Raw genomic sequence first — 18,533 nt, forward strand, 5'->3', positions numbered from 1 at the left:
CGATCGCCGGATCAGGGGGGCGAGCCGGCCGGACGCGGCGTGCTGGTCGGCGGGATCGCGCTGGCCGAACCCGAGCCGCTGCTGCGCGGCGGCGGATTGGAGCGGCCGTTGCCGTCGTTCCAGCTCTCGGGCGGGCCCGGCGTACGGCCGGCCATGATCGCCGCGATCTGCTCGCTGTCGATGGTTTCGTACTTCAGCAGGGTCTCGGCCATGATGTGCAGCTTGCCGATGTTGTCTTCCAGGATCTGCTTGGCACGACCGTAGTTGTGCTCGATCAGGCCGCGCACTTCCTGGTCGATCGCATAGGCGGTGTCGTCCGACACGTTCTTGGTCTGAGTCACGCTCTTGCCCAGGAACACTTCGTTGCTGTCGTCGGAATAGGCCAGCGGCCCCATCTTGTCGGACATGCCCCACTTGGTGACCATGTTGCGGGCGATTTCGGTCGCACGCTCAATGTCGTTGGAGGCGCCGGTGGTGATCTTGTCCATGCCGAAGATGATCTCTTCGGCCAGGCGACCGCCGAACAGCGAGCAGATCTGGCTGTTGAGGCGCTCGCGCGTGTAGCTGTAGCGATCCTCTTCCGGCAGGAACATGGTGACGCCGAGCGCACGGCCACGCGGGATGATCGTGACCTTGTAGACCGGATCGTGATCCGGCACGGTCAGGCCGACGATCGCGTGACCGGCTTCGTGATAGGCGGTGAGCTTCTTCTCGCTCTCCGACATCACCATCGAGCGCCGCTCGGCGCCCATCATGATCTTGTCCTTGGCCTTCTCGAAATCATCGTGGTCGACCAGGCGCTTGTTGGCGCGGGCGGCGAACAGCGCCGCCTCGTTGACCAGGTTGGCCAGATCGGCGCCGGAGAAACCAGGCGTCGCACGGGCAATGATTTCCGGCTTGACGTTCTCGGCCAGCGGCAGCGCGCGCATGTGCACCTTGACGATCTGCTCGCGGCCGCGGACATCCGGCAGCGGCACGACCACCTGGCGGTCGAAGCGGCCCGGACGCAGCAGCGCCGGGTCGAGCACGTCAGGGCGGTTGGTGGCGGCGATGACGATGACGCCCTCGCTGCCCTCGAAGCCATCCATCTCGACCAGCAGCTGGTTCAAGGTCTGCTCACGCTCGTCGTGACCGCCGCCCATGCCGGCGCCACGATGACGGCCGACCGCGTCGATTTCGTCGATGAAGATGATGCAGGGCGCGTGCTTCTTGGCCTGCTCGAACATGTCGCGGACGCGGCTGGCGCCGACGCCGACGAACATTTCGACGAAGTCCGAGCCGGAGATCGTGAAGAACGGCACGCCAGCTTCACCGGCGATGGCCTTGGCCAGCAGCGTCTTGCCGGTACCCGGCGAGCCGACCATCAGCACGCCGCGCGGGATCTTGCCGCCGAGTTTCTGGAACTTGCCCGGATCTTTCAGGAAGTCGACGAGTTCGGAGACCTCCTGCTTGGCCTCTTCCACGCCGGCGACGTCGTTGAAGGTGATCTTGACCTGGTCGGCATTGAGCATGCGCGCCCGCGATTTGCCGAAGCTCATCGCGCCACGGCCGCCGGCACCGCCCTGCATCTGGCGCATGAAGTACACCCAGACGCCGATCAGCAGCAGGATAGGGCCGAAGCTGAACAGCAATTGCATCAGCATCGGCGTTTCTTTGGGACGCTCGCCGGTGAACTTGACGCGATTCTCGATCAGGTCCTTGATCAGGCCGGAATTGATCGTCTCGGGGCTGACCGTGACGAAGCGCGAGCCGCCCTTCAATTCACCATGCAGCTGGTCGCCGGCGATGGTGACTTCGGAGACATTGCCCTGTTTGACCTGGTCGAGGAAGTCCGAGTACTGAATTTCCGGCTGAGCCCGCCCGCGGCCGGCAAAGCTCTGGAACACACTCATCAGCACGACGAGGATGACCACCCAGAGCAGGAGGTTTTTGGCCAGATCGTTCAAGCTATTTCCTTATCCATCAACGGATTCATCAACTTATTAGGGCCTCGGGCAGACCGCTTCGTTTGAACCTTACACCCGCTTATAGTTTCGCGCTACCAGATAAACTTCCCTACTTCTGGGCCGCGAAGCCTTGGGTTTACGGATCGTAACGCTCTCGAAACTCGCCCGGACCACCCTCAGGTATTCGTCGAATCCCTCGCCCTGGAACACTTTGACCACCATGACGCCGGCCTTTTTCAGGTGAGCGCCACAAAAATCCAGTGCCAGTTCACAGAGATACAGGGATGACGCCTGATCCGCCGCCCCTATGCCGCTGATGTTGGGGGCCATGTCGGACAAAACAAGATCGATCGCCTGTTCGCCGACCGCCGCTTCGAGCTGATGCAGCACGGACTCCTCGCGAAAGTCGCCGAGAATGAACTCGACGTCCTTCAAAGGCTCCATCGGCAGGATGTCCAGCGCGATCAGCCGGCCCTTGTGGCCGAGCAATGGCCGCGCCACCTGGCTCCAGCCGCCGGGTGCGGCGCCGAGGTCGACGACCACCATGCCCGGCTTGATCAGCCGGTCCTTCTCCAGGATTTCCAGCAACTTGAAGGTGGCACGCGAGCGGTAGCCGAGCTTGCGCGCCTTGAGCACGTACTCGTCGGCCTCGTGTTCGGCCAGCCAGCGCGAGCTGCTGTTACTGCGCTTCTGGCTCATGCCGAGGCCCAGGCCGCAGCCTAGAGGTACTCGACCTTGATGATCTCCAGCTCGCGCGAGCCGCCCGGCGTGCGCACTTCGACGACATCGCCCTCGACCTTGCCGATCATCGCGCGCGCGATCGGCGAGTTGTAGGAGATCAGACCGGCCTTGGAGTCGGCCTCGTCCTCGCCGACGATCTTGTAGCGCGACTCGTCCTCGCTGCTGGTATCGACCAGGGTCACGGTGGTGCCGAACACCACCTTGCCGTTCTGGTCGAGCTGGGTCACGTCGATGATCTGGCAGTCGCCGAGCTTGGCTTCCAGCTCCGAGATGCGCCCTTCGGCGAAGCTCTGCTGCTCGCGCGCGGCGTGATATTCGGCGTTTTCCTTGAGGTCGCCGTGGGCGCGCGCTTCGGCGATGGCGGCGATGATGCGCGGCCGCGTTTCGGACTTCAGCACTCGCAGTTCTTCGCGCAGCTTGTCGGCACCGCGAACGGTGAGGGGCGTTTTGCTCATGAGTTTTTTGTTCGGTCAAAAATGAAAAAACCCGTGCGCGCCACCGGCGGCACGGGCAACGAAGCTACCTCAAAACTACCTCAAACGGCAGCCAGCTGCTGATGCAGGGCCTGCAGCCGGTTGACGTCCAGTGCGTCGAGATGGTCCATCGCGATCGCCGCGGCATAGGCTCCGGCAATGGTCGTGAAGTAGCAGATCTTGTGCTGGATCGCGGCCGCGCGAATCGAGCGCGACTCCTCGATCGAGGTCTTGCCTTCGGTGGTGTTGGCGATGAAATGGATCTCGCCGTTCTTGATCATGTCGACGCAGTGCGGCCGGCCTTCCTTGACCTTGTTGACGCCTTCGCATTCGACGCCAGCGGCGCGGATCGCCGCCGCGGTGCCATGCGTGGCCGTCACGCGGAAGTTCTTCGCCGCCAGCAGCCTGGCCAGCTCGATCGCCTTGGGCTTGTCGCTGTCACGCACCGAGATGAAGGCCGTACCCTGGCGCGGCACGATCATGCCGGCGGCCAGCAGCGCCTTGTTGAAGGCCTCGCCGAAATGCGCGCCCACGCCCATGACCTCGCCGGTCGAGCGCATTTCCGGGCCGAGCAGCGGATCGACGCCGGGGAACTTGCCGAACGGGAACACCGACTCCTTGACCGAGAAATACGGCGGGATGATTTCGCGGGTCACGCCCTGGCTGGCCAAGCTCTGCCCGGCCATGCAGCGCGCGGCGATCTTCGCCAGCGGCCGGCCCGTTGCCTTGGACACGAACGGCGAGGTGCGCGATGCACGCGGGTTGACTTCCAGCAGATAAACCGTGGTGTCCTGCACGGCGAATTGCGCATTCATCAGACCCACCACGTTCAGCGCCCGCGCCAGCTTTTCCATCTGCGAGCGAATTTCGTCGACCACCGACTTGGGCAGCGAATACGGCGGCAGCGAACAGGCGGAATCGCCGGAATGCACGCCAGCTTCCTCAATGTGCTCCATGACGCCGCCGATGACGACGCGCTCGCCGTCGGACAGCGCGTCGACATCGACTTCGATCGCGTTGTTGAGGAAGCGGTCGAGCAGCACCGGTGAGTCGTTGCTGACTTTCACCGCCTCGGTCATGTAGCGATTCAGGTCTTCGTCGTCGTGGACGATTTCCATCGCGCGGCCGCCGAGCACGTAGCTCGGGCGTACCACCAGCGGATAGCCGACGCGCTCGGCAACGGCCAGGGCTTCGGCTTCCGAGGTGGCGATGCCGTTCGGCGGCTGCAGCAGCTTGAGTTCTTCGACCAGCTTCTGGAAACGGCCGCGGTCTTCGGCCAGATCGATCGCGTCCGGCGTGGTGCCGATGATCGGCGCACCGGCGGCCTCGAGCGCGCGCGCCAGTTTCAGCGGCGTCTGCCCGCCGAATTGCACGATCACGCCGACCGGCTTTTCGAGGTCGATGATTTCCATCACGTCCTCGAAGGTCAGCGGCTCGAAGTACAGGCGATCCGAGGTGTCGTAGTCGGTCGACACGGTCTCCGGATTGCAGTTGACCATGATGGTCTCGTAGCCGTCTTCGCGCAGCGCCAGGCTCGCATGCACGCAGCAGTAATCGAACTCGATGCCCTGCCCGATGCGGTTCGGGCCGCCGCCCAGCACGATGATCTTCTTGCGTGTCGTCGGCCGCGCTTCGCACTCTTCGTCGTAGGTCGAATACATGTACGCGGTGCTCGACGAGAACTCCGCGGCGCAGGAGTCGACGCGCTTGTAAACCGGGCGCACGCCGTTGGCGTGGCGGTGCGCGCGCACGTCGTTTTCGTGGCTGCCCGTGAGCTTGGCGATGCGCCGGTCGCTGAAGCCGAGGCGCTTGTATCGGCGCAGGGTATCGGCCTTGATCTGCTTGAGGCTGGATTCGGCGATGCGCGTTTCGACCGTGATCAGCTCGTGAATCTGGTCGAGGAACCAGGGATCGATCTTCGACAGCGCGAACACTTCGTCGACACTCAGGCCAGCGCGGAACGCGTCGCCGACGAACCACAGGCGCTTGCCGCGCGGCGTGATCAGCTCTTCGCGGATCTTGGCCATGTTGGAGACGCGGAAATCCGGCACCTGCGGATCGAAACCGTCGGAGCCGGTCTCCAGGCCGCGCATCGCTTTCTGCAGCGACTCCTGGAAATTGCGGCCCATCGCCATGACTTCGCCGACCGACTTCATCTGCGTGGTCAGGCGCGAATCGGCCTGCGGGAATTTCTCGAACGTGAAGCGCGGGATCTTGGTGACGACGTAGTCGATGCTCGGCTCGAAGCTCGCCGGCGTCACACCGCCGGTGATGTCGTTGCGCAGCTCGTCGAGCGTGTAGCCGCAGGCAAGTTTCGCCGCGACTTTCGCGATCGGGAAGCCGGTGGCCTTGGACGCCAGTGCCGAGCTGCGCGACACGCGCGGATTCATTTCGATGACGATGATGCGGCCATCAACCGGATTGATCGCGAACTGCACGTTGGAGCCGCCGGTGTCGACACCGATCTTGCGCAGCACCTTGATGCTGGCGTCGCGCAGCAGCTGGTATTCCTTGTCGGTCAGCGTCTGCGCCGGCGCCACCGTGATGCTGTCGCCGGTGTGCACGCCCATCGGATCGAAGTTTTCGATCGAGCAGACGATGATGCAGTTGTCGGCGCGGTCGCGCACGACTTCCATCTCGAATTCCTTCCAGCCCAGCAAGGACTCTTCGATCAGGACTTCCTTGGTCGGAGACAGGTCCAGACCGCGGGTCATGATCTCTTCGAATTCCTCGATGTTGTAGGCGATGCCGCCGCCGCTGCCGCCCATCGTGAAGCTCGGCCGCAGGATCACCGGGAAGCCGATCTGCTGCTGGATGTAGCGCGCCTCCTCCATCGAATGCGCGGCGCCCGAGCGCGCCGAGCCCAGACCGATCTCGGTCATCGCGTCGCGGAATTTCTGGCGGTCTTCGGCCAGATCAATGGCGTGCTCGTTGGCGCCGATCATCTCGACGTTGTACTTGGCCAGCACGCCGTTTTTGGCCAGGTCCAGCGCGCAGTTCAGCGCGGTCTGGCCGCCCATCGTCGGCAGGATCGCGTCGGGGCGCTCGGCCTCGATGATCTTGGCCACCGTCTGCCAGCGGATCGGCTCGATGTAGGTCGCGTCGGCCATTTCCGGGTCGGTCATGATCGTCGCCGGATTCGAGTTCACCAGGATCACCCGGTAGCCCTCATCGCGCAGCGCCTTGCAGGCCTGGGCACCGGAGTAATCGAACTCGCAGGCCTGGCCGATGACGATAGGACCGGCGCCGATGATCAGAATGCTTTTGAGGTCTGTGCGTTTGGGCATCGGAGTCTTAGGTGAGGCTGGCGGTTGCGAGTTTGGCGCCGAAACCCAGGAACAGGGTGCCGGCGCCGCCGCTCAGGGCGGCAGACAGGCGCCTGCGGCTGCGGAAACCCGCCGCCAGCCGGACGCCCGCAAAAATCAGCGTGCTGAGGTAGATGAAACTCATGATCTGCGCGATCGCGCCGAGCAGCGCGAACGACAACGCGGTGTGCGGGTATGCCGGATCGACGAACTGGATGAAGAACGCCATGAAAAACATGATCGCCTTCGGGTTCAGCAGGCTGATCAGCAGCGCACGGAGGAAGGGCTGCTCCTTTTTCCCTTCTCCCTCCGGGAGAAGGTGGCCCGAAGGGCCGGATGAGGGTGTCTCAGCCTGCTCGGCAGTCGGCCGCGCCATCGAGTCCCTCACCCCTGCCCCTCTCCCGGAGGGAGAGGGATTGTCAATGAAGGCGCCACGCAGCATGTTCGCGCCGATCCACAGCAGATACGCCGCGCCGATGTACTTGAACACCAGGAACGCGGCCGGATAGGTCTTCAGCAGCGAGGCCACGCCGCCGGCGGCCAGCACCATCAGCAGCGCGTCACCGAGAAACACGCCGCCGGCCGCGCGATACGCCGGGCCGACGCCGCTGCGCGCGGCAGTGCCGAGCACGAACAGCGAATTCGGGCCGGGCAGCAGCACGATGATCAACGTGCCGAGCAGATAAGTCGGCAGGTCGATGAGGCCAAAACTGTTCATGCTGCGCTTACGCGGTCGGCGCCGCGGCGGGCGTCATCGACTGCACGAAGCGGTCGAACAGGTAGTCCACGTCATGGGGGCCGGGACTGGCTTCCGGGTGGCCCTGGAAGCTGAAGGCCGGCGCGTCGAGCAGGCGAAAACCCTGGTTGGAGCCGTCGAACAGCGAGCGGTGCGTGACCACCGCATTGCCCGGCAGCGTCGCCTCGTCGACCGCGAAGCCGTGGTTCTGGCTGGTGATCAGCACGCGGCCGGACTCGACGTCCTGCACCGGGTGGTTGGCGCCGTGGTGGCCGAACTTCATTTTCAGCGTCCTGGCGCCGGCGGCCAGGCCGAGAATCTGGTGGCCGAGGCAGATGCCGAACAGCGGCAACTTGCGCGCGATGAATTCACGGCCGGCCGCGATCGCGTAGTCGCAGGGCTCGGGGTCGCCGGGACCGTTGGCCAGCAGCACGCCGTCCGGCTCGAGCTTGAACACCTCGGCAGCCGAAGTCTGCGCCGGCACCACGGTGACGCGGCAGCCGCGATCGACCAGCATGCGCAGGATGTTGCGCTTGACGCCGAAATCGTAGGCGACGACGTGGAACTGCTCGTCCTTCAGCGGCACTTCGCGATTGGTTTCCAGCGCCCAGGAACCGGTGGTGTAGGTATAGGCCTCTTTCACCGACACCACTTTCGCCAGGTCCGCGCCCTTGAGGCCCGGATAGGCGCGCGCCGCGGCCAGCGCCGCGGCCTCGTCGATATGGTCGCCGGCGACGATGCAGCCGTTCTGGGCGCCCTTGTCGCGCAGAATGCGCGTCAGGCGCCGCGTGTCGATATCGGCGATCGCGACGACCTTGCTGGTCTTCAGGTAGTCGCTGAAGTCCATCTGCGAGCGCCAGCTGCTGTGCTTGCGCGGCACTTCGCGCAGCACCAGGCCGGCGATGTGTACGCGGTCGGATTCGCAGTCTTCGGGGTTGCTGCCGACATTGCCGACATGCGGATAGGTGAGCGTGACGATCTGCTCGCGGTACGAGGGATCGGTCATGATCTCCTGGTAGCCGGTCATCGCGGTATTGAAAACCACTTCGCCAACGGTCTGGCCGTCGACGCCGATCGATACACCTTTGAAAATGCTGCCGTCGGCGAGGGCGAGCAGGGCCGGTCTGTGATTCGTCATCGGCTCTCTTTGGATACTGTTTATGCGCTAATCCGCGTTGCAGACAAAGCAAAGGGGGCTTGCGCCCCCCTCGCGTGATTAGGAGCGTAGTTTACCGGCCGAAGCCTGCGGCGTCCACGACGATGTGGCAAAAAATGCGGCCTGAGCACGGGCGATGAGCGGCGTTGTCGTCAGCAGCCGTCACAGCAGGGACATCTGCCCGCCCCGCCCCGGGACCCGGAACTGGCGGTAGTCCAGCGCCGGGCCGCCTTCGAGGTAGCCATTGCGCCGGCAGGCCAGCCGGAAGCGCTGCGCGGTCAGGTTGGCGTACTCGCCGCTGCCGCGAAAGCGCGTGCCGAAGTTGGGGTCGTTGTCGCGGCCGCCGCGGACCTCCCGGACCAAGCTCATCACGTGCTCGGCTTTCAGCGGGTAGCGCTGCGCCAGCCATTCGCGGAACAGGTCCTTGACCTCGTAGGGCAGCCTCAGCATCACCCAGGACGCGTAGCGCGCACCGGCCGCGGCGGCCAGCTCCAGCACCTGGTCCATTTCGTGATCGTTGACGAATGGGATCACCGGCGAAAACATCACTCTCAGCGGTACGCCGATGTCGCCGAGCTGGCGCATGACCCGCAGCCGCGCGCGGCCCGAGGCGGCGCGCGGCTCCAGGTCGCGCTTCAGCTCGTCGCGCATCGTCGTCAAGGCCATGCCGACACTGACCAGGTTCAGCCGCGCCATTTCGGCGAGCAGGTCCAGATCGCGCTCGATCAGCACGCCCTTGGTGATGATGCCGACCGGATGGCGGAACGCGAGCAGCGTTTCGAGGATCGAGCGCGTCACCCGGTGCTCGCGCTCGATCGGCTGATACGGATCGGTGGCGGTACCCAGCGCGATGATTTTCGGCTGGTAGCCGGGCTTGCGCAGCTCCGCGTCCAGCACTTGCGCCGCGTTGCCCTTGTAGAAAAGCTTGGTTTCGAAATCCAGGCCCGGCGACAGGTTCAGATACGAGTGCGTCGGCCGGGCAAAGCAGTAAATGCAGGCGTGCTCGCAGCCGCGATACGGGTTGATAGCCTGGTCGAAGCCGATGTCCGGCGAATCGTTGTGACTGATGATGCTGCGCGCGCGGTCCTCGCGCACTTCGATCTTCAGCCGCGGCGTTTCCTCCTCGACCAGATCCCAGTCATCGTGAAATACCTCGGTGCGCCGCGACTCGAAGCGGCCCGCCGGATTGGATCCGGCGCCCTGGCCTTTGCGCGGACCGCTAATCGTGGCCACGATTACTCACATCCGCACCAACAAAACCCCGTTCCCCGAGTAGCCCGCGCTTTCGCGGGCGTATCGAGGGACACAAGCGCGATGCGTCCCTCGATAAGTCCCTGCGCGACTACTTGGGAGGAACGGGATGGGCTGGTGAATTCCGACAATCGAATTCTTACTTCGGATGCGCCAGCGCGTAGTCCAGCGCCAGATTGCTCAAGGCGCGCACGCCAACGCCCAGCGCGCCTTCGTCGATATGAAAACGCGGCGAATGGTTCGCCGCCCAATCGCCCGCCGGCTGGCCCGGCGTGCGCACGCCGACGAACACGAACAGGCCCGGCACTTCGCGCGCGAAGAACGAGAAATCCTCGGCGCCGAGCATCGGCGGCACGTCGAGCACGTTGCTCTCGCCGACCACGCGCTGCATCGTCGGCAGCATCGCCTTGGTCAAGGCCGGATCGTTGTAGGTAACGGGATAAGCGTGGTCGCTGCCGATGCTCACATCCGCCGTGGTGCCGGCGCTTTCGGCGATCTTGGTGACGGTGCGGATCACGCGCTGCTGCAGGTCCTGCTGCATCGTCGTGTCGAGCGCGCGCAGGGTGCCGCGCATGGTCACGCTGTCCGGAATGATGTTGCTGCGCACACCGCCTTCGATCTTGCCGATGGTGACGACAACCGGCGCTGCGCTGATGTCCATCTGCCGGCTGGTGATGGTCTGCAGCCCTTCGATGATCTGCGCGCTGACCACGATCGGATCGATGCCGGCCCAGGGCCGCGCGCCATGGGTCTGCTTGCCGTGCACAACGATATTCAGATCGTCCGAGCTGGCCATCGCGCCGCCACTGCGCACTGCGAGCTGGCCGACATCCCACTGCGAAAACAGGTGCAGGCCGAAGATCACCTCGGGCTTCGGCGCGCTGCTCATGACGCCTTCCTTGACCATCAGCTCGGCGCCGCCCTCCTCGCCTTCCGGTGCGCCTTCTTCTGCCGGCTGGAAAATCAATTTGAGCGTGCCGGGCCACTGCGCTTTGAGCCTGGATGCGACCTCGGCGACGCCGATCAGGATCGCCATATGGCCGTCGTGGCCGCAGGCGTGCATCACGCCGACGTCCTTGCCGTCGTAAGTGCTTTTCACTTTGGATTTGAACGGTACGTCGACTTCCTCGACCACCGGCAGGCCGTCCATGTCCGCGCGCAGCGCGACCACCGGGCCGGGCCTGCCGCCTTCGAGGACGGCAACGATGCCGTTGTGGGCGACGCCGGTCTGCACTTTCAGGCCGAGCTTCTTCAGCCGCCTGGCAACATAGGCCGCGGTGTTGACCTCACGGTTCGACAGCTCCGGATGCTGATGCAGCCAGCGCCGGTCATCGACCAGCGTGCCGTTGATTCCGGCCGTGAGCGCATCGATCTGCGCGTGCAGATCGGCTTCGGCGGCGAGCGCCGGCAGCGAGGTTGAGGCCAGCAGCAGTCCCGTCGAAATCCAGCATCCCAGCTTCATGCGCGCGCTCCCGGTTCGAGCGCGCAGGCTCGCCGTGGCGGCCGGCGCTGTCAAACGGGGAAAAGCCTCAGGCGAGCACATCCTTCATCGAGTACAGCCCGGCCGGCTTGCCGCTCAGCCAGGCCGCCGCGCGCAGCGCACCGTTGGCGAAATTGGCGCGATTGCTGGCCTTGTGTGTGATCTCGACGCGCTCGCCGTCGCCGAGGAACATCACCGTGTGATCGCCGACGACATCGCCGCCGCGGATCGTCGCAAAGCCGATCGTGCCGGCCTCGCGCGCACCGGTGTGGCCCTCGCGCGCGTACACCGCGGCATCCTTCAGGCTCAGCTGCGCGCCGCGCGCGGCGGCTTCGCCTAGCATCAGCGCGGTGCCGCTGGGCGCGTCGACCTTCATCCGGTGATGCGCTTCGACCACTTCGATGTCGAAGCGGTCGCCGAGCACGCGCGCCGCGTGTTCGGCCAGCGCCAGGCAAAGGTTCACGCCGATGCTGAAATTGCCGGAGATGCACACCGGGATCTGCTGCGCAGCGAGTTCGACTTCCTCGCGCTGCTCGGGCGTGAAGCCGGTCGTGCCGATGACGATGCCGCGGCCGGCGGCGACGCATTGCTTGACTGCGGCGAGCGTGCCGTCGGGGCGGGTGAAGTCGATCAGCACGTCGAAGTTCGCGGTCTGCGCCGCGAGCTCGGCCGACAGCGCGACACCGTGCGCGATTTCCTTGCCCTGCCCCGCGGCCTCGGCGCGATCCAGCGCTGCGCCCAGCTTCAACGAGCCGTGCTGCGGCAAGGCATCGATCAGCGCGCGGCCCATGCGGCCGGCGGCGCCAAGAATCGCAATACGGACAGGGCTGGTCATGTCGGGCTCCGGAAAAGGCTGCGGAGTTTAGGCAATGCCGGGGAAAGTTTCTGCCTTCGCTTGCAATCAGCTTCCCCGATACGACCCGTGAGTGGGCCCACTCGGGACGAACGGAGGGGCGTGATGTCCGCATCGAACAACCCCCGTTTGCTACCGAGCGCCGGTCTTCGCGGGCGTATCCAGTGGCGCAACAGAAATCACAGCCCGAGCTTTTTCGCCTCGACCCACAGCGCTTCCATCGCATCGAGCCGCTGCGGCGTACCGATAGCCGGCAGCGAATCCGCATGCGCGATCACATGCCCGTAACGCCGCCGGAACTTGTCGTTGGACGAGGCCAGCGCCGCGACCGGATCGACGCCGAGGTGGCGCGCGATGTTCACGGCCATGAACAGCAGATCGCCCAGCTCGTCGAGACGGCGGGCGCTGCCCTGCTCCTGCTCGACCACCTGCTGCAGCTCGAGGATTTCTTCCTGCAGCTTGGGCCACAGATCGGCGAGATTCGCCCAATCGAAACCCTGAAGCGCCGCCTCGCTTTGCAGGCGCTCGGCCTCGCGCAGCGCATCACTCACAGCTCGTTCACCTTGCGGCACAGATCCCAGAGCATGCCGGCGGTCGCGCCCCAGATACGGTAGTCGCCATGCTGGATTTCGTAGAACGGCAGCCGCAGCTTGCCGCGGAAGAAATGCTTTTGGGTAAACGAGGCCGGATTCAGCAGCAGCGACAGCGGCACTTCGAACACTTGCGCGACTTCGGCGGCGTCGATGCGCAGCGCCGGCAGATCGCGGATCACGCCGACCACCGGCGTCACGCGGTAGCGCGTCATCGTCGGGTAGTCGTCGAGATAGCCCAGCACTTCGACCTGCTGGCGCGGCAGGCCGATTTCTTCTTCAGCCTCGCGCAGCGCGGTGTCGACCGCGTCGACGTCATCGTCGTCGCGACGCCCGCCGGGAAAGCTGATCTGACCCTTGTGATTGCGCAGCTGCTCGGAGCGCACCGTCAGCACCACGCTCGGGCCTTCGGCGCGATCGACCACCGGGACCAGCACTGCGGCGCGGCGCAAGGTCGCCAGCCATTCGCTGGAGCTGATCAGCTGGTGCATGCGCAGCGGCAGATCGAGGCGGCTCATCGGCCGGGGCTCGACGTCGGTGCTGCCGGCCAGCGCTTCGCGCAGGCGCTGCTCCCAGCCGCGTTCGCCGTGAGCGATGCGATCGGCGCTGTCGTTCACAGCACGCCTTTCCCTCTCCCCTTGTGGGAGAGGGTGTCGCGAAGCGACCGGAGAGGGGTTGCGCGGTTGAGGCGCCCGACCCCTCTCCCGGCCCTGCGGGCCACCCTCTCCCACAAGGGGAGAGGGGAAGCTTTTAAGATGGCGCGATGGAAGATCAGCACTGGACTACGCTGCGCGAATGCGACGAGGCGGAAGCCGCAGCCAAGGGCAGCGCGTTCCGTGCGTTCAAGCGCATTGCAGCGCAATGGCGTGAGGCCCAGGATTTTCGCGTGCTGCATCACGAGGCGGATCGCGCCGTGATCGACGCCTTGCGCGAACAGCAGCGCATCTACGCCTCGACGGTGAATCTGCTGCTGCTGTCTCCGGCGCTGGCCACCGCGGTGCGCGCTCAGATGCGCCGCATGATCACGGATCCGGCGGAGTAACCGGCGCCGAAACCGCAGAGCACGCCGATGTCGCCGGGCACCAGGTCCTGCTGATACTTGTGGAATGCGATCACCGAACCGGCCGAACTGGTATTGGCGTACTCGTCGAGGATCACCGGCGCTTCGGAGCGTTCGGCGTCGCGGCCGAGCAGCTTGCGCGTGATGTATTCGTTCATCGACAGATTGGCCTGGTGCAGCCAGAAGCGCCGGACGCCGCTGGCCTCGATGTTCAGATCGGCCAGATGCGCGGCGATCAGCTCGGACACCATCGGCACCACTTCCTTGAACACCTTGCGGCCTTCCTGACGGAACAGCACGTCGTCCCAGGGCCGCGGCGGCACTTCGGCGGAATTCAGAAAGCCGGCGTTGTTGCGGATGTTGCTGGAGAACTGCGTCTGCAGCCGCGTGCCGAGAATCTCGAAGTTGCGCTGACCTTTCGCGGTTTCGGTGAACTCGACGACCACCGCGGTGGCGGCGTCGCCGAAAATGAAATGGCAGTCGCGATTGCGGAAGTTCAGATGGCCCGAGCAGATTTCCGGGCTGATCACCAGCGCGCGCGTGGCGCTGCCGTTGCGCAGCGCGTCGACCGCGGCCTGCACGCCGAACGCGGCCGAGGCACAGGCGACATTGATGTCGTAGCCGTAACCGCCGGCGCCGAGCAGGCTTTGGATTTCCACCGCGAGCGCCGGATAGGCGCGCTGCATGTTCGAGCAGGCCACCAGCACGCAGTCGATGTCGCTGCCCTGCAGCTTCGCCGCTTCCAGCGCCTGCTTCGCAGCGGCGACGCCCATCTCGGCCATCAGCGAGGGCTCGTCGTTGCCGCGCGTGCGGATCGTCGGCCGCATGCGCGCGGTGTCGAGCACGCCAGACTTGTTGACGACGTAGCGCGCCTGGATGCCCGAGGCCTTGACGATGAATTCCGAGCTCGACGGCGGCAGCGGATTGAGCGCGCCGGCGGCGATGTCGGCCGCATGCTGCTCGTTGTATTCGGCGACGTAGGCGTTGTAGCAGGCGACCAGCTCGTCGTTGGAGATCGATTCGGCCGGCGTGAACAGGCCGGTGCCGCTGATGCAGACGGATTTCATCGTATGGGCCGCCATCTTTAGCGTTCTTGAATTGGCAACATTCTAACCGCTGAGCCGCGCAGTGCATTGCCCTCTCCCTTCGGGAGAGGGTGGCGCGTAGCGCCGGGTGAGGGACTGCGAGACACGAGGAAACTGCGATGCGACTGATGGGCCCTCACCCCTGCCCCTCTCCCGGAGGGGGAGGGGTTCAACTCAGATCGTCGCGTAGGCGCTGGAACGCCAGCCGGCGCGGCCCATCGCTTCTTCCAGCACCTGGCGCGGCGCGGCCTCGTTGCGGATCGACAGATGCGAGCCCTGGTACCAGGTCACCGGCACTTTCCAGTGATGCGACAGCATCACCGGGTTGCGCGGCGCGACGATGCGGTCGCCGATCGCGGCAAAGATATGCAGGTTGCGCTCGTCGAGCTTGGGCGGCCGCGCCAGCGGCGAGACCACGCGCAGGATGTCCTGGTAGCGCTTTTCGTCGAGCCCGCGCCAGGCCAGATAACGCTGGTGCATGGACGGCACGAAGCGCCACAGGCCGATCGCCAGGTCGACGATCGGAATGCCGGCGACGACGAAGTCCAGGCCTTCCGCGTAGCCCGCCAGCAGGCTGGCGTTGTAGCCGCCGAGGCTGATGCCGTAGACCCCGATCGCCGGGTTTTCCTCCTGCGTGCGCAGCCAGGCCAGCCAGCGGCGCAGGTCCCACAGCGCCTGGCTCTCGGCATACAGCAAGTCGAGCAGATCGCCGTCCAGGTAATGGTCGCCGGTTCGCAGTCCGATCTTGCGCGAGCCGTGCAGCGGCAAGGTCGGCATCAGCACGTTCAGGCCCAGGTGATGATGCAGGTACTGCGGCGAAAACAGGCTGAAATCCAGCCAGGTTTCGCCCATGCGATAGCCGTGGATACACACCAGCCAGGGCCGCGGCGCGCCCGGATGGCGCAGCACGTTGGCGACGCAGCGGTTGTTCTTCTCGTAACCCATCCACACCTGCGCGCCCGGCAGTTCCGGCGGCAGCGTGAAGCCGCTGTCGAAGCTGGCGCGCTCGTACTCGACGCCGAACAGCCGCGCCTTGTGGATCTGCACGCGCTCCGGCGGCGGCGGTTCCTTGTGGAAGGTCTCCGGGTGTTGCTGCCAGCCGTTGGCGTCGAGCATCGCCTCGAGCTTGACCGCGTCCTCGCTCATGCGCGCCGCGGTCTCGCCGCTGGGCACGCTGGCGGACGCGAGGAAGTAGCCGAGCACGGCTTCGTCCAGCGCCGCTTTCGCATCCATCTTCACATCCAGATGCAGGTCGGCCGCGCCCTCGTACACCGGCTCATTGCGCAGCCCGGTGCGGCCGGCGACCAGGAACGAGCCGACGAACAGCAGCGCCGCGACCAGCGCTGCGCCGAAGCCATGCGCCAGGATCAGCGGCAGCGCGAACAGCACGCCGACCAGCGAGCCCAGGCTCATGTACGCGGTCACGCGCGGATCGCCCGGCATCATCAGCAAGGCCACGCCGGAAGCCAGCACCAGCGTTCCCGGAATGCCGGCGAAGACCCACCACAGAAAGCCTTCGTGCGAAACCAGCGCGTACAGGCCGGCGAGCAGCGGAATCAGCGCCATCCACTCCCATTGACGCGGTGCCGCTATTTGCATCGACATGAAGCCTCCGCAGAACGAACCAATTGAGCGTTACGCGAACACACGCGTCAGCACCAGGCCGGCCGGCGCCAGCGACACCAGCACCAGGCCCTGCGCCGGCCAGCGCCAGTTGCGGCCGCGCAGCAGCATGAAAAATACGCCGAGAAATGCCAGGCCCACGCCGGTGAAGATCGCGGTACTCCACAGCAGCATCGGCAGCTGCTTGACCAGCGCCGGCGACATGTCGAGCACGAAGCCGTAGAGGATGCAGACCACCGCCTGCACCAGGCCCATGGTCAGGCCCAGGCAGGCGATCGAGGCATCGATGATCATCAACAGCGTCTTCATTTCGTTTTTTTCTTCCGGCGGCCTACGCCGCCCACGAGTTTGAAAATCGGCACCAGCTCGGACGCAACTTTCGGTTGCATCGCGGCGGCCTTGAACAACAGTCTGGAAAAGCCGCGCAGGATCTTGTCACGCGACTCGAACACCGTTCCGACCAGCGGGATCGCGCGATCGTTCATCACGGTGACACGGTCTTCCGGCTCGTCACCGAAACGGAAAGCGACCGTGAGCTTGATGTCCAGCGGCTCCTTGCGGCGTTTTGCAGCGGCGTTGCGGCGGGCTTTGGCTATCATGGTCGCCGCTCCTCATCCTCAGCTCTACCCCACCAGGCTCATGACTCCCGACAAGCTGGTCTGTTTCGCCCATGGCAAGGAAAGCGGTCCCTGGGGGATCAAGATCAACCATCTGGCGACGATCGCGCGGGCGCGCGGCTTCGACGTGATCAGTCCGGATTATAGTCACACGCATGATCCGCGGCAGCGCGTGGCCCAGCTGCATACGCTCGCCCCCGCCGCGCGTACCCTGGTGCTGGCCGGTTCGAGCATGGGTGGCTACGTCTCGGCCCAGGCCTGCGTCGCGCTGAAACCCGCGGCGCTGTTCCTGATGGCGCCGGCGCTGTACTTCCCCCAGTACGACGAGGAGCCCGAGGGCATCCCGACGCTGTGCTCGGTGGTCCATGGCTGGGACGACGAGATCGTGCCGCGCGAGCGGGCGCTGCGCTTCGCCGAGCGCCACCGCGCCGCATTGCACCTGCTAGCCTCCGATCACTCGCTCAACGACCGCCTGCCCGAACTCGGCGTGCTGTTCGCCGACCTGCTGGACCGCGCGCTGCAGACCACCCAGGGCTTACACTCGTCGCCATGAACGACACGGTCAGAAGCCGCTGGGAATCGGTCTACCGCAAGACCGAGTACAAGGTGATGCTGGACGAAGGAACGATCACGCTGCGCATCGGCCAGTACGATGCCGAAGCCGAGCGACAGCTGCGCGAGCACACCAACCTGAAGCGCGAGTGGTACATCATCACGCCCTGCAATCCACGCTCGGAACAGGCGCGCGCCGAGTTGAACCTGTACTACTTCAACGAGCTGCGCTACGAAGTCGAAACCCGCTCCGGCAACTGGTTCCAGGCGCTGAACTGCGACCCCAGCGCCGAATGGCCGGACGAGCCGGGCTTTCTGCTGGCCGACGCCGACCGCGTCTGGGTCATGGACCTGGGCGAGCGCTTCTACCAGAACGCGCTGGTCACGGCGAAGATCGGCGAGGCGCCGCGGCTGCTCTGGTTGAATAACTAGGCTTTGCTTCCTCTCTCCCGCGTGCGGGAGAGGGGCAACACACGCTAGCCACCACTGACGCGATACGCCGCGACGAATTCCGGCGGCATGCGCTTGGGCTTGCCGCTGACCATATCCACGCAGACCCATTGCGTGCGGCCGCGCAGCACCGTGCGCTGGTCGCTTTCGCGGATCACCTGGTAGGCGCGCCACATCGTCAGCCGCGCGTCGGTCTCGGCGATCCAGGTCGCCAGGTGCAGCACGTCGCCTTCGAAGGTCGCGGCCAGGTAATCCAGCTCGTGGCGACGTGCGACGCAGCCGGCGCCGAGGCGCTGGTAATCGTCGAAGTCCAGACCCAGGGTCTGCGAATGGCCCCAGGCGACCTGCTCCAGCCAGGACAGGTAAATGACGTTGTTGGTGTGCTGGAACGCGTCCAGATGCTCGGGGCCGACGAGGACACGCTGCGTGAACGGCGCGGCGACGTCCCAGGGCAAGGCAGCGGCGGTGTTTTCGTCGGTCATGCGCGGATTATCGCCGCATCGGCAAGCTTTCTGCGTGGGCTGTCATGCGCCTGTCTGCGCAGCCAAGGAACATCGGGCTAGCATTGGGCAAGCTGCGCGCGCCTTACCCTTAGGTTCCAGCCATCAGGACTAG

General features: G+C 65.3%; 19 protein-coding genes. 3 read left to right on the forward strand and 16 right to left on the reverse strand.

Annotation, left to right across the window (positions count from 1 at the left end; translation table 11 throughout):
• Positions 1–11: 11 nt before the first annotated feature.
• From ftsH to ACQZF9_RS12500, 11 genes are all read right to left on the reverse strand, one after another.
• Positions 12–1,946, reverse strand: a complete 1,935-nt coding sequence (gene ftsH, locus ACQZF9_RS12450) for an ATP-dependent zinc metalloprotease FtsH (protein WP_428309291.1) — start codon at positions 1,944–1,946, stop codon at positions 12–14.
• A gap of 69 nt (positions 1,947–2,015) precedes the next feature.
• On the reverse strand, positions 2,016–2,645 hold the full coding sequence (gene rlmE, locus ACQZF9_RS12455) for a 23S rRNA (uridine(2552)-2'-O)-methyltransferase RlmE (RefSeq protein WP_428309292.1): 630 nt from the start codon (positions 2,643–2,645) through the stop codon (positions 2,016–2,018).
• Positions 2,646–2,665: 20 nt separating this feature from the next.
• Complete coding sequence (gene greA / locus ACQZF9_RS12460; protein ID WP_428309293.1) at positions 2,666–3,142, reverse strand: transcription elongation factor GreA; 477 nt, start codon at positions 3,140–3,142, stop codon at positions 2,666–2,668.
• An 80-nt stretch (positions 3,143–3,222) separates the two neighbouring features.
• Positions 3,223–6,447 carry a carbamoyl-phosphate synthase large subunit gene (gene carB / locus ACQZF9_RS12465; RefSeq protein WP_428309294.1) on the reverse strand — a complete coding sequence of 1,075 codons (3,225 nt, stop codon included), beginning with the start codon at positions 6,445–6,447 and terminating at the stop codon, positions 3,223–3,225.
• Positions 6,448–6,454: 7 nt separating this feature from the next.
• Positions 6,455–7,183 carry a leucine efflux protein LeuE gene (gene leuE / locus ACQZF9_RS12470; protein ID WP_428309295.1) on the reverse strand — a complete coding sequence of 243 codons (729 nt, stop codon included), beginning with the start codon at positions 7,181–7,183 and terminating at the stop codon, positions 6,455–6,457.
• Between the two features lie 7 nt (positions 7,184–7,190).
• Positions 7,191–8,339, reverse strand: coding sequence for a glutamine-hydrolyzing carbamoyl-phosphate synthase small subunit (gene carA / locus ACQZF9_RS12475; RefSeq protein ID WP_428309296.1), 1,149 nt, complete (start codon positions 8,337–8,339; stop codon positions 7,191–7,193).
• A gap of 180 nt (positions 8,340–8,519) precedes the next feature.
• Positions 8,520–9,593: a PA0069 family radical SAM protein gene (locus ACQZF9_RS12480; RefSeq protein ID WP_428313423.1), complete on the reverse strand. Its 1,074-nt coding sequence runs from the start codon at positions 9,591–9,593 to the stop codon at positions 8,520–8,522.
• A 154-nt stretch (positions 9,594–9,747) separates the two neighbouring features.
• A complete protein-coding gene (locus ACQZF9_RS12485; protein WP_428309297.1) occupies positions 9,748–11,070 on the reverse strand; it encodes an amidohydrolase in 1,323 nt (440 codons plus the stop codon).
• Between the two features lie 67 nt (positions 11,071–11,137).
• Positions 11,138–11,923 carry a 4-hydroxy-tetrahydrodipicolinate reductase gene (gene dapB / locus ACQZF9_RS12490; protein ID WP_428309298.1) on the reverse strand — a complete coding sequence of 262 codons (786 nt, stop codon included), beginning with the start codon at positions 11,921–11,923 and terminating at the stop codon, positions 11,138–11,140.
• Positions 11,924–12,120: 197 nt separating this feature from the next.
• Positions 12,121–12,492, reverse strand: coding sequence for a MazG nucleotide pyrophosphohydrolase domain-containing protein (locus ACQZF9_RS12495; protein ID WP_428309299.1), 372 nt, complete (start codon positions 12,490–12,492; stop codon positions 12,121–12,123).
• On the reverse strand, positions 12,489–13,148 hold the full coding sequence (locus ACQZF9_RS12500; protein ID WP_428309300.1) for a CoA pyrophosphatase: 660 nt from the start codon (positions 13,146–13,148) through the stop codon (positions 12,489–12,491). Before ACQZF9_RS12500 ends, ACQZF9_RS12495 begins: the two co-directional genes overlap by 4 nt.
• 146 nt (positions 13,149–13,294) lie before the next feature.
• Between ACQZF9_RS12500 and ACQZF9_RS12505 the strand changes: the two genes are divergently transcribed.
• The gene (locus ACQZF9_RS12505) at positions 13,295–13,573 is read left to right on the forward strand and encodes a hypothetical protein (RefSeq protein ID WP_428309301.1); all 279 of its coding nucleotides are present in this window, start codon (positions 13,295–13,297) and stop codon (positions 13,571–13,573) included.
• Here the strand turns inward: ACQZF9_RS12505 and ACQZF9_RS12510 are convergent.
• From ACQZF9_RS12510 to ACQZF9_RS12525, 4 genes are all read right to left on the reverse strand, one after another.
• Entirely contained in the window at positions 13,537–14,658 is a 1,122-nt protein-coding gene (locus ACQZF9_RS12510; RefSeq protein ID WP_428309302.1) for a beta-ketoacyl-ACP synthase III, read from the reverse strand. The genes ACQZF9_RS12505 and ACQZF9_RS12510 overlap by 37 nt on opposite strands.
• Before the next feature lie 192 nt (positions 14,659–14,850).
• Positions 14,851–16,281, reverse strand: coding sequence for an alpha/beta hydrolase family protein (locus ACQZF9_RS12515; RefSeq protein WP_428309303.1), 1,431 nt, complete (start codon positions 16,279–16,281; stop codon positions 14,851–14,853).
• 30 nt (positions 16,282–16,311) lie between these two features.
• Positions 16,312–16,608, reverse strand: a complete 297-nt coding sequence (locus ACQZF9_RS12520; RefSeq protein WP_428309304.1) for a hypothetical protein — start codon at positions 16,606–16,608, stop codon at positions 16,312–16,314.
• The gene (locus ACQZF9_RS12525; RefSeq protein WP_428309305.1) at positions 16,605–16,898 is read right to left on the reverse strand and encodes a hypothetical protein; all 294 of its coding nucleotides are present in this window, start codon (positions 16,896–16,898) and stop codon (positions 16,605–16,607) included. The genes ACQZF9_RS12520 and ACQZF9_RS12525 overlap by 4 nt, the downstream gene beginning before the upstream one ends.
• 40 nt (positions 16,899–16,938) lie before the next feature.
• Here ACQZF9_RS12525 and ACQZF9_RS12530 point away from each other — a divergent pair, with 40 nt between their 5' ends.
• Together ACQZF9_RS12530 and ACQZF9_RS12535 are read left to right on the forward strand one after the other, a co-directional pair.
• Positions 16,939–17,469: an alpha/beta fold hydrolase gene (locus ACQZF9_RS12530; RefSeq protein WP_428309306.1), complete on the forward strand. Its 531-nt coding sequence runs from the start codon at positions 16,939–16,941 to the stop codon at positions 17,467–17,469.
• Complete coding sequence (locus ACQZF9_RS12535; RefSeq protein WP_428309307.1) at positions 17,466–17,900, forward strand: DUF3293 domain-containing protein; 435 nt, start codon at positions 17,466–17,468, stop codon at positions 17,898–17,900. Before ACQZF9_RS12530 ends, ACQZF9_RS12535 begins: the two co-directional genes overlap by 4 nt.
• A gap of 44 nt (positions 17,901–17,944) precedes the next feature.
• Here the strand turns inward: ACQZF9_RS12535 and ACQZF9_RS12540 are convergent, their stop codons facing one another.
• A complete protein-coding gene (locus ACQZF9_RS12540) occupies positions 17,945–18,400 on the reverse strand; it encodes an acyl-CoA thioesterase (protein ID WP_428309308.1) in 456 nt (151 codons plus the stop codon).
• Positions 18,401–18,533 lie beyond the last annotated feature (133 nt).

Origin of the sequence: Hydrocarboniphaga sp., assembly GCF_965279055.1 — a bacterium.
Lineage (GTDB): Bacteria > Pseudomonadota > Gammaproteobacteria > Nevskiales > Nevskiaceae > Hydrocarboniphaga.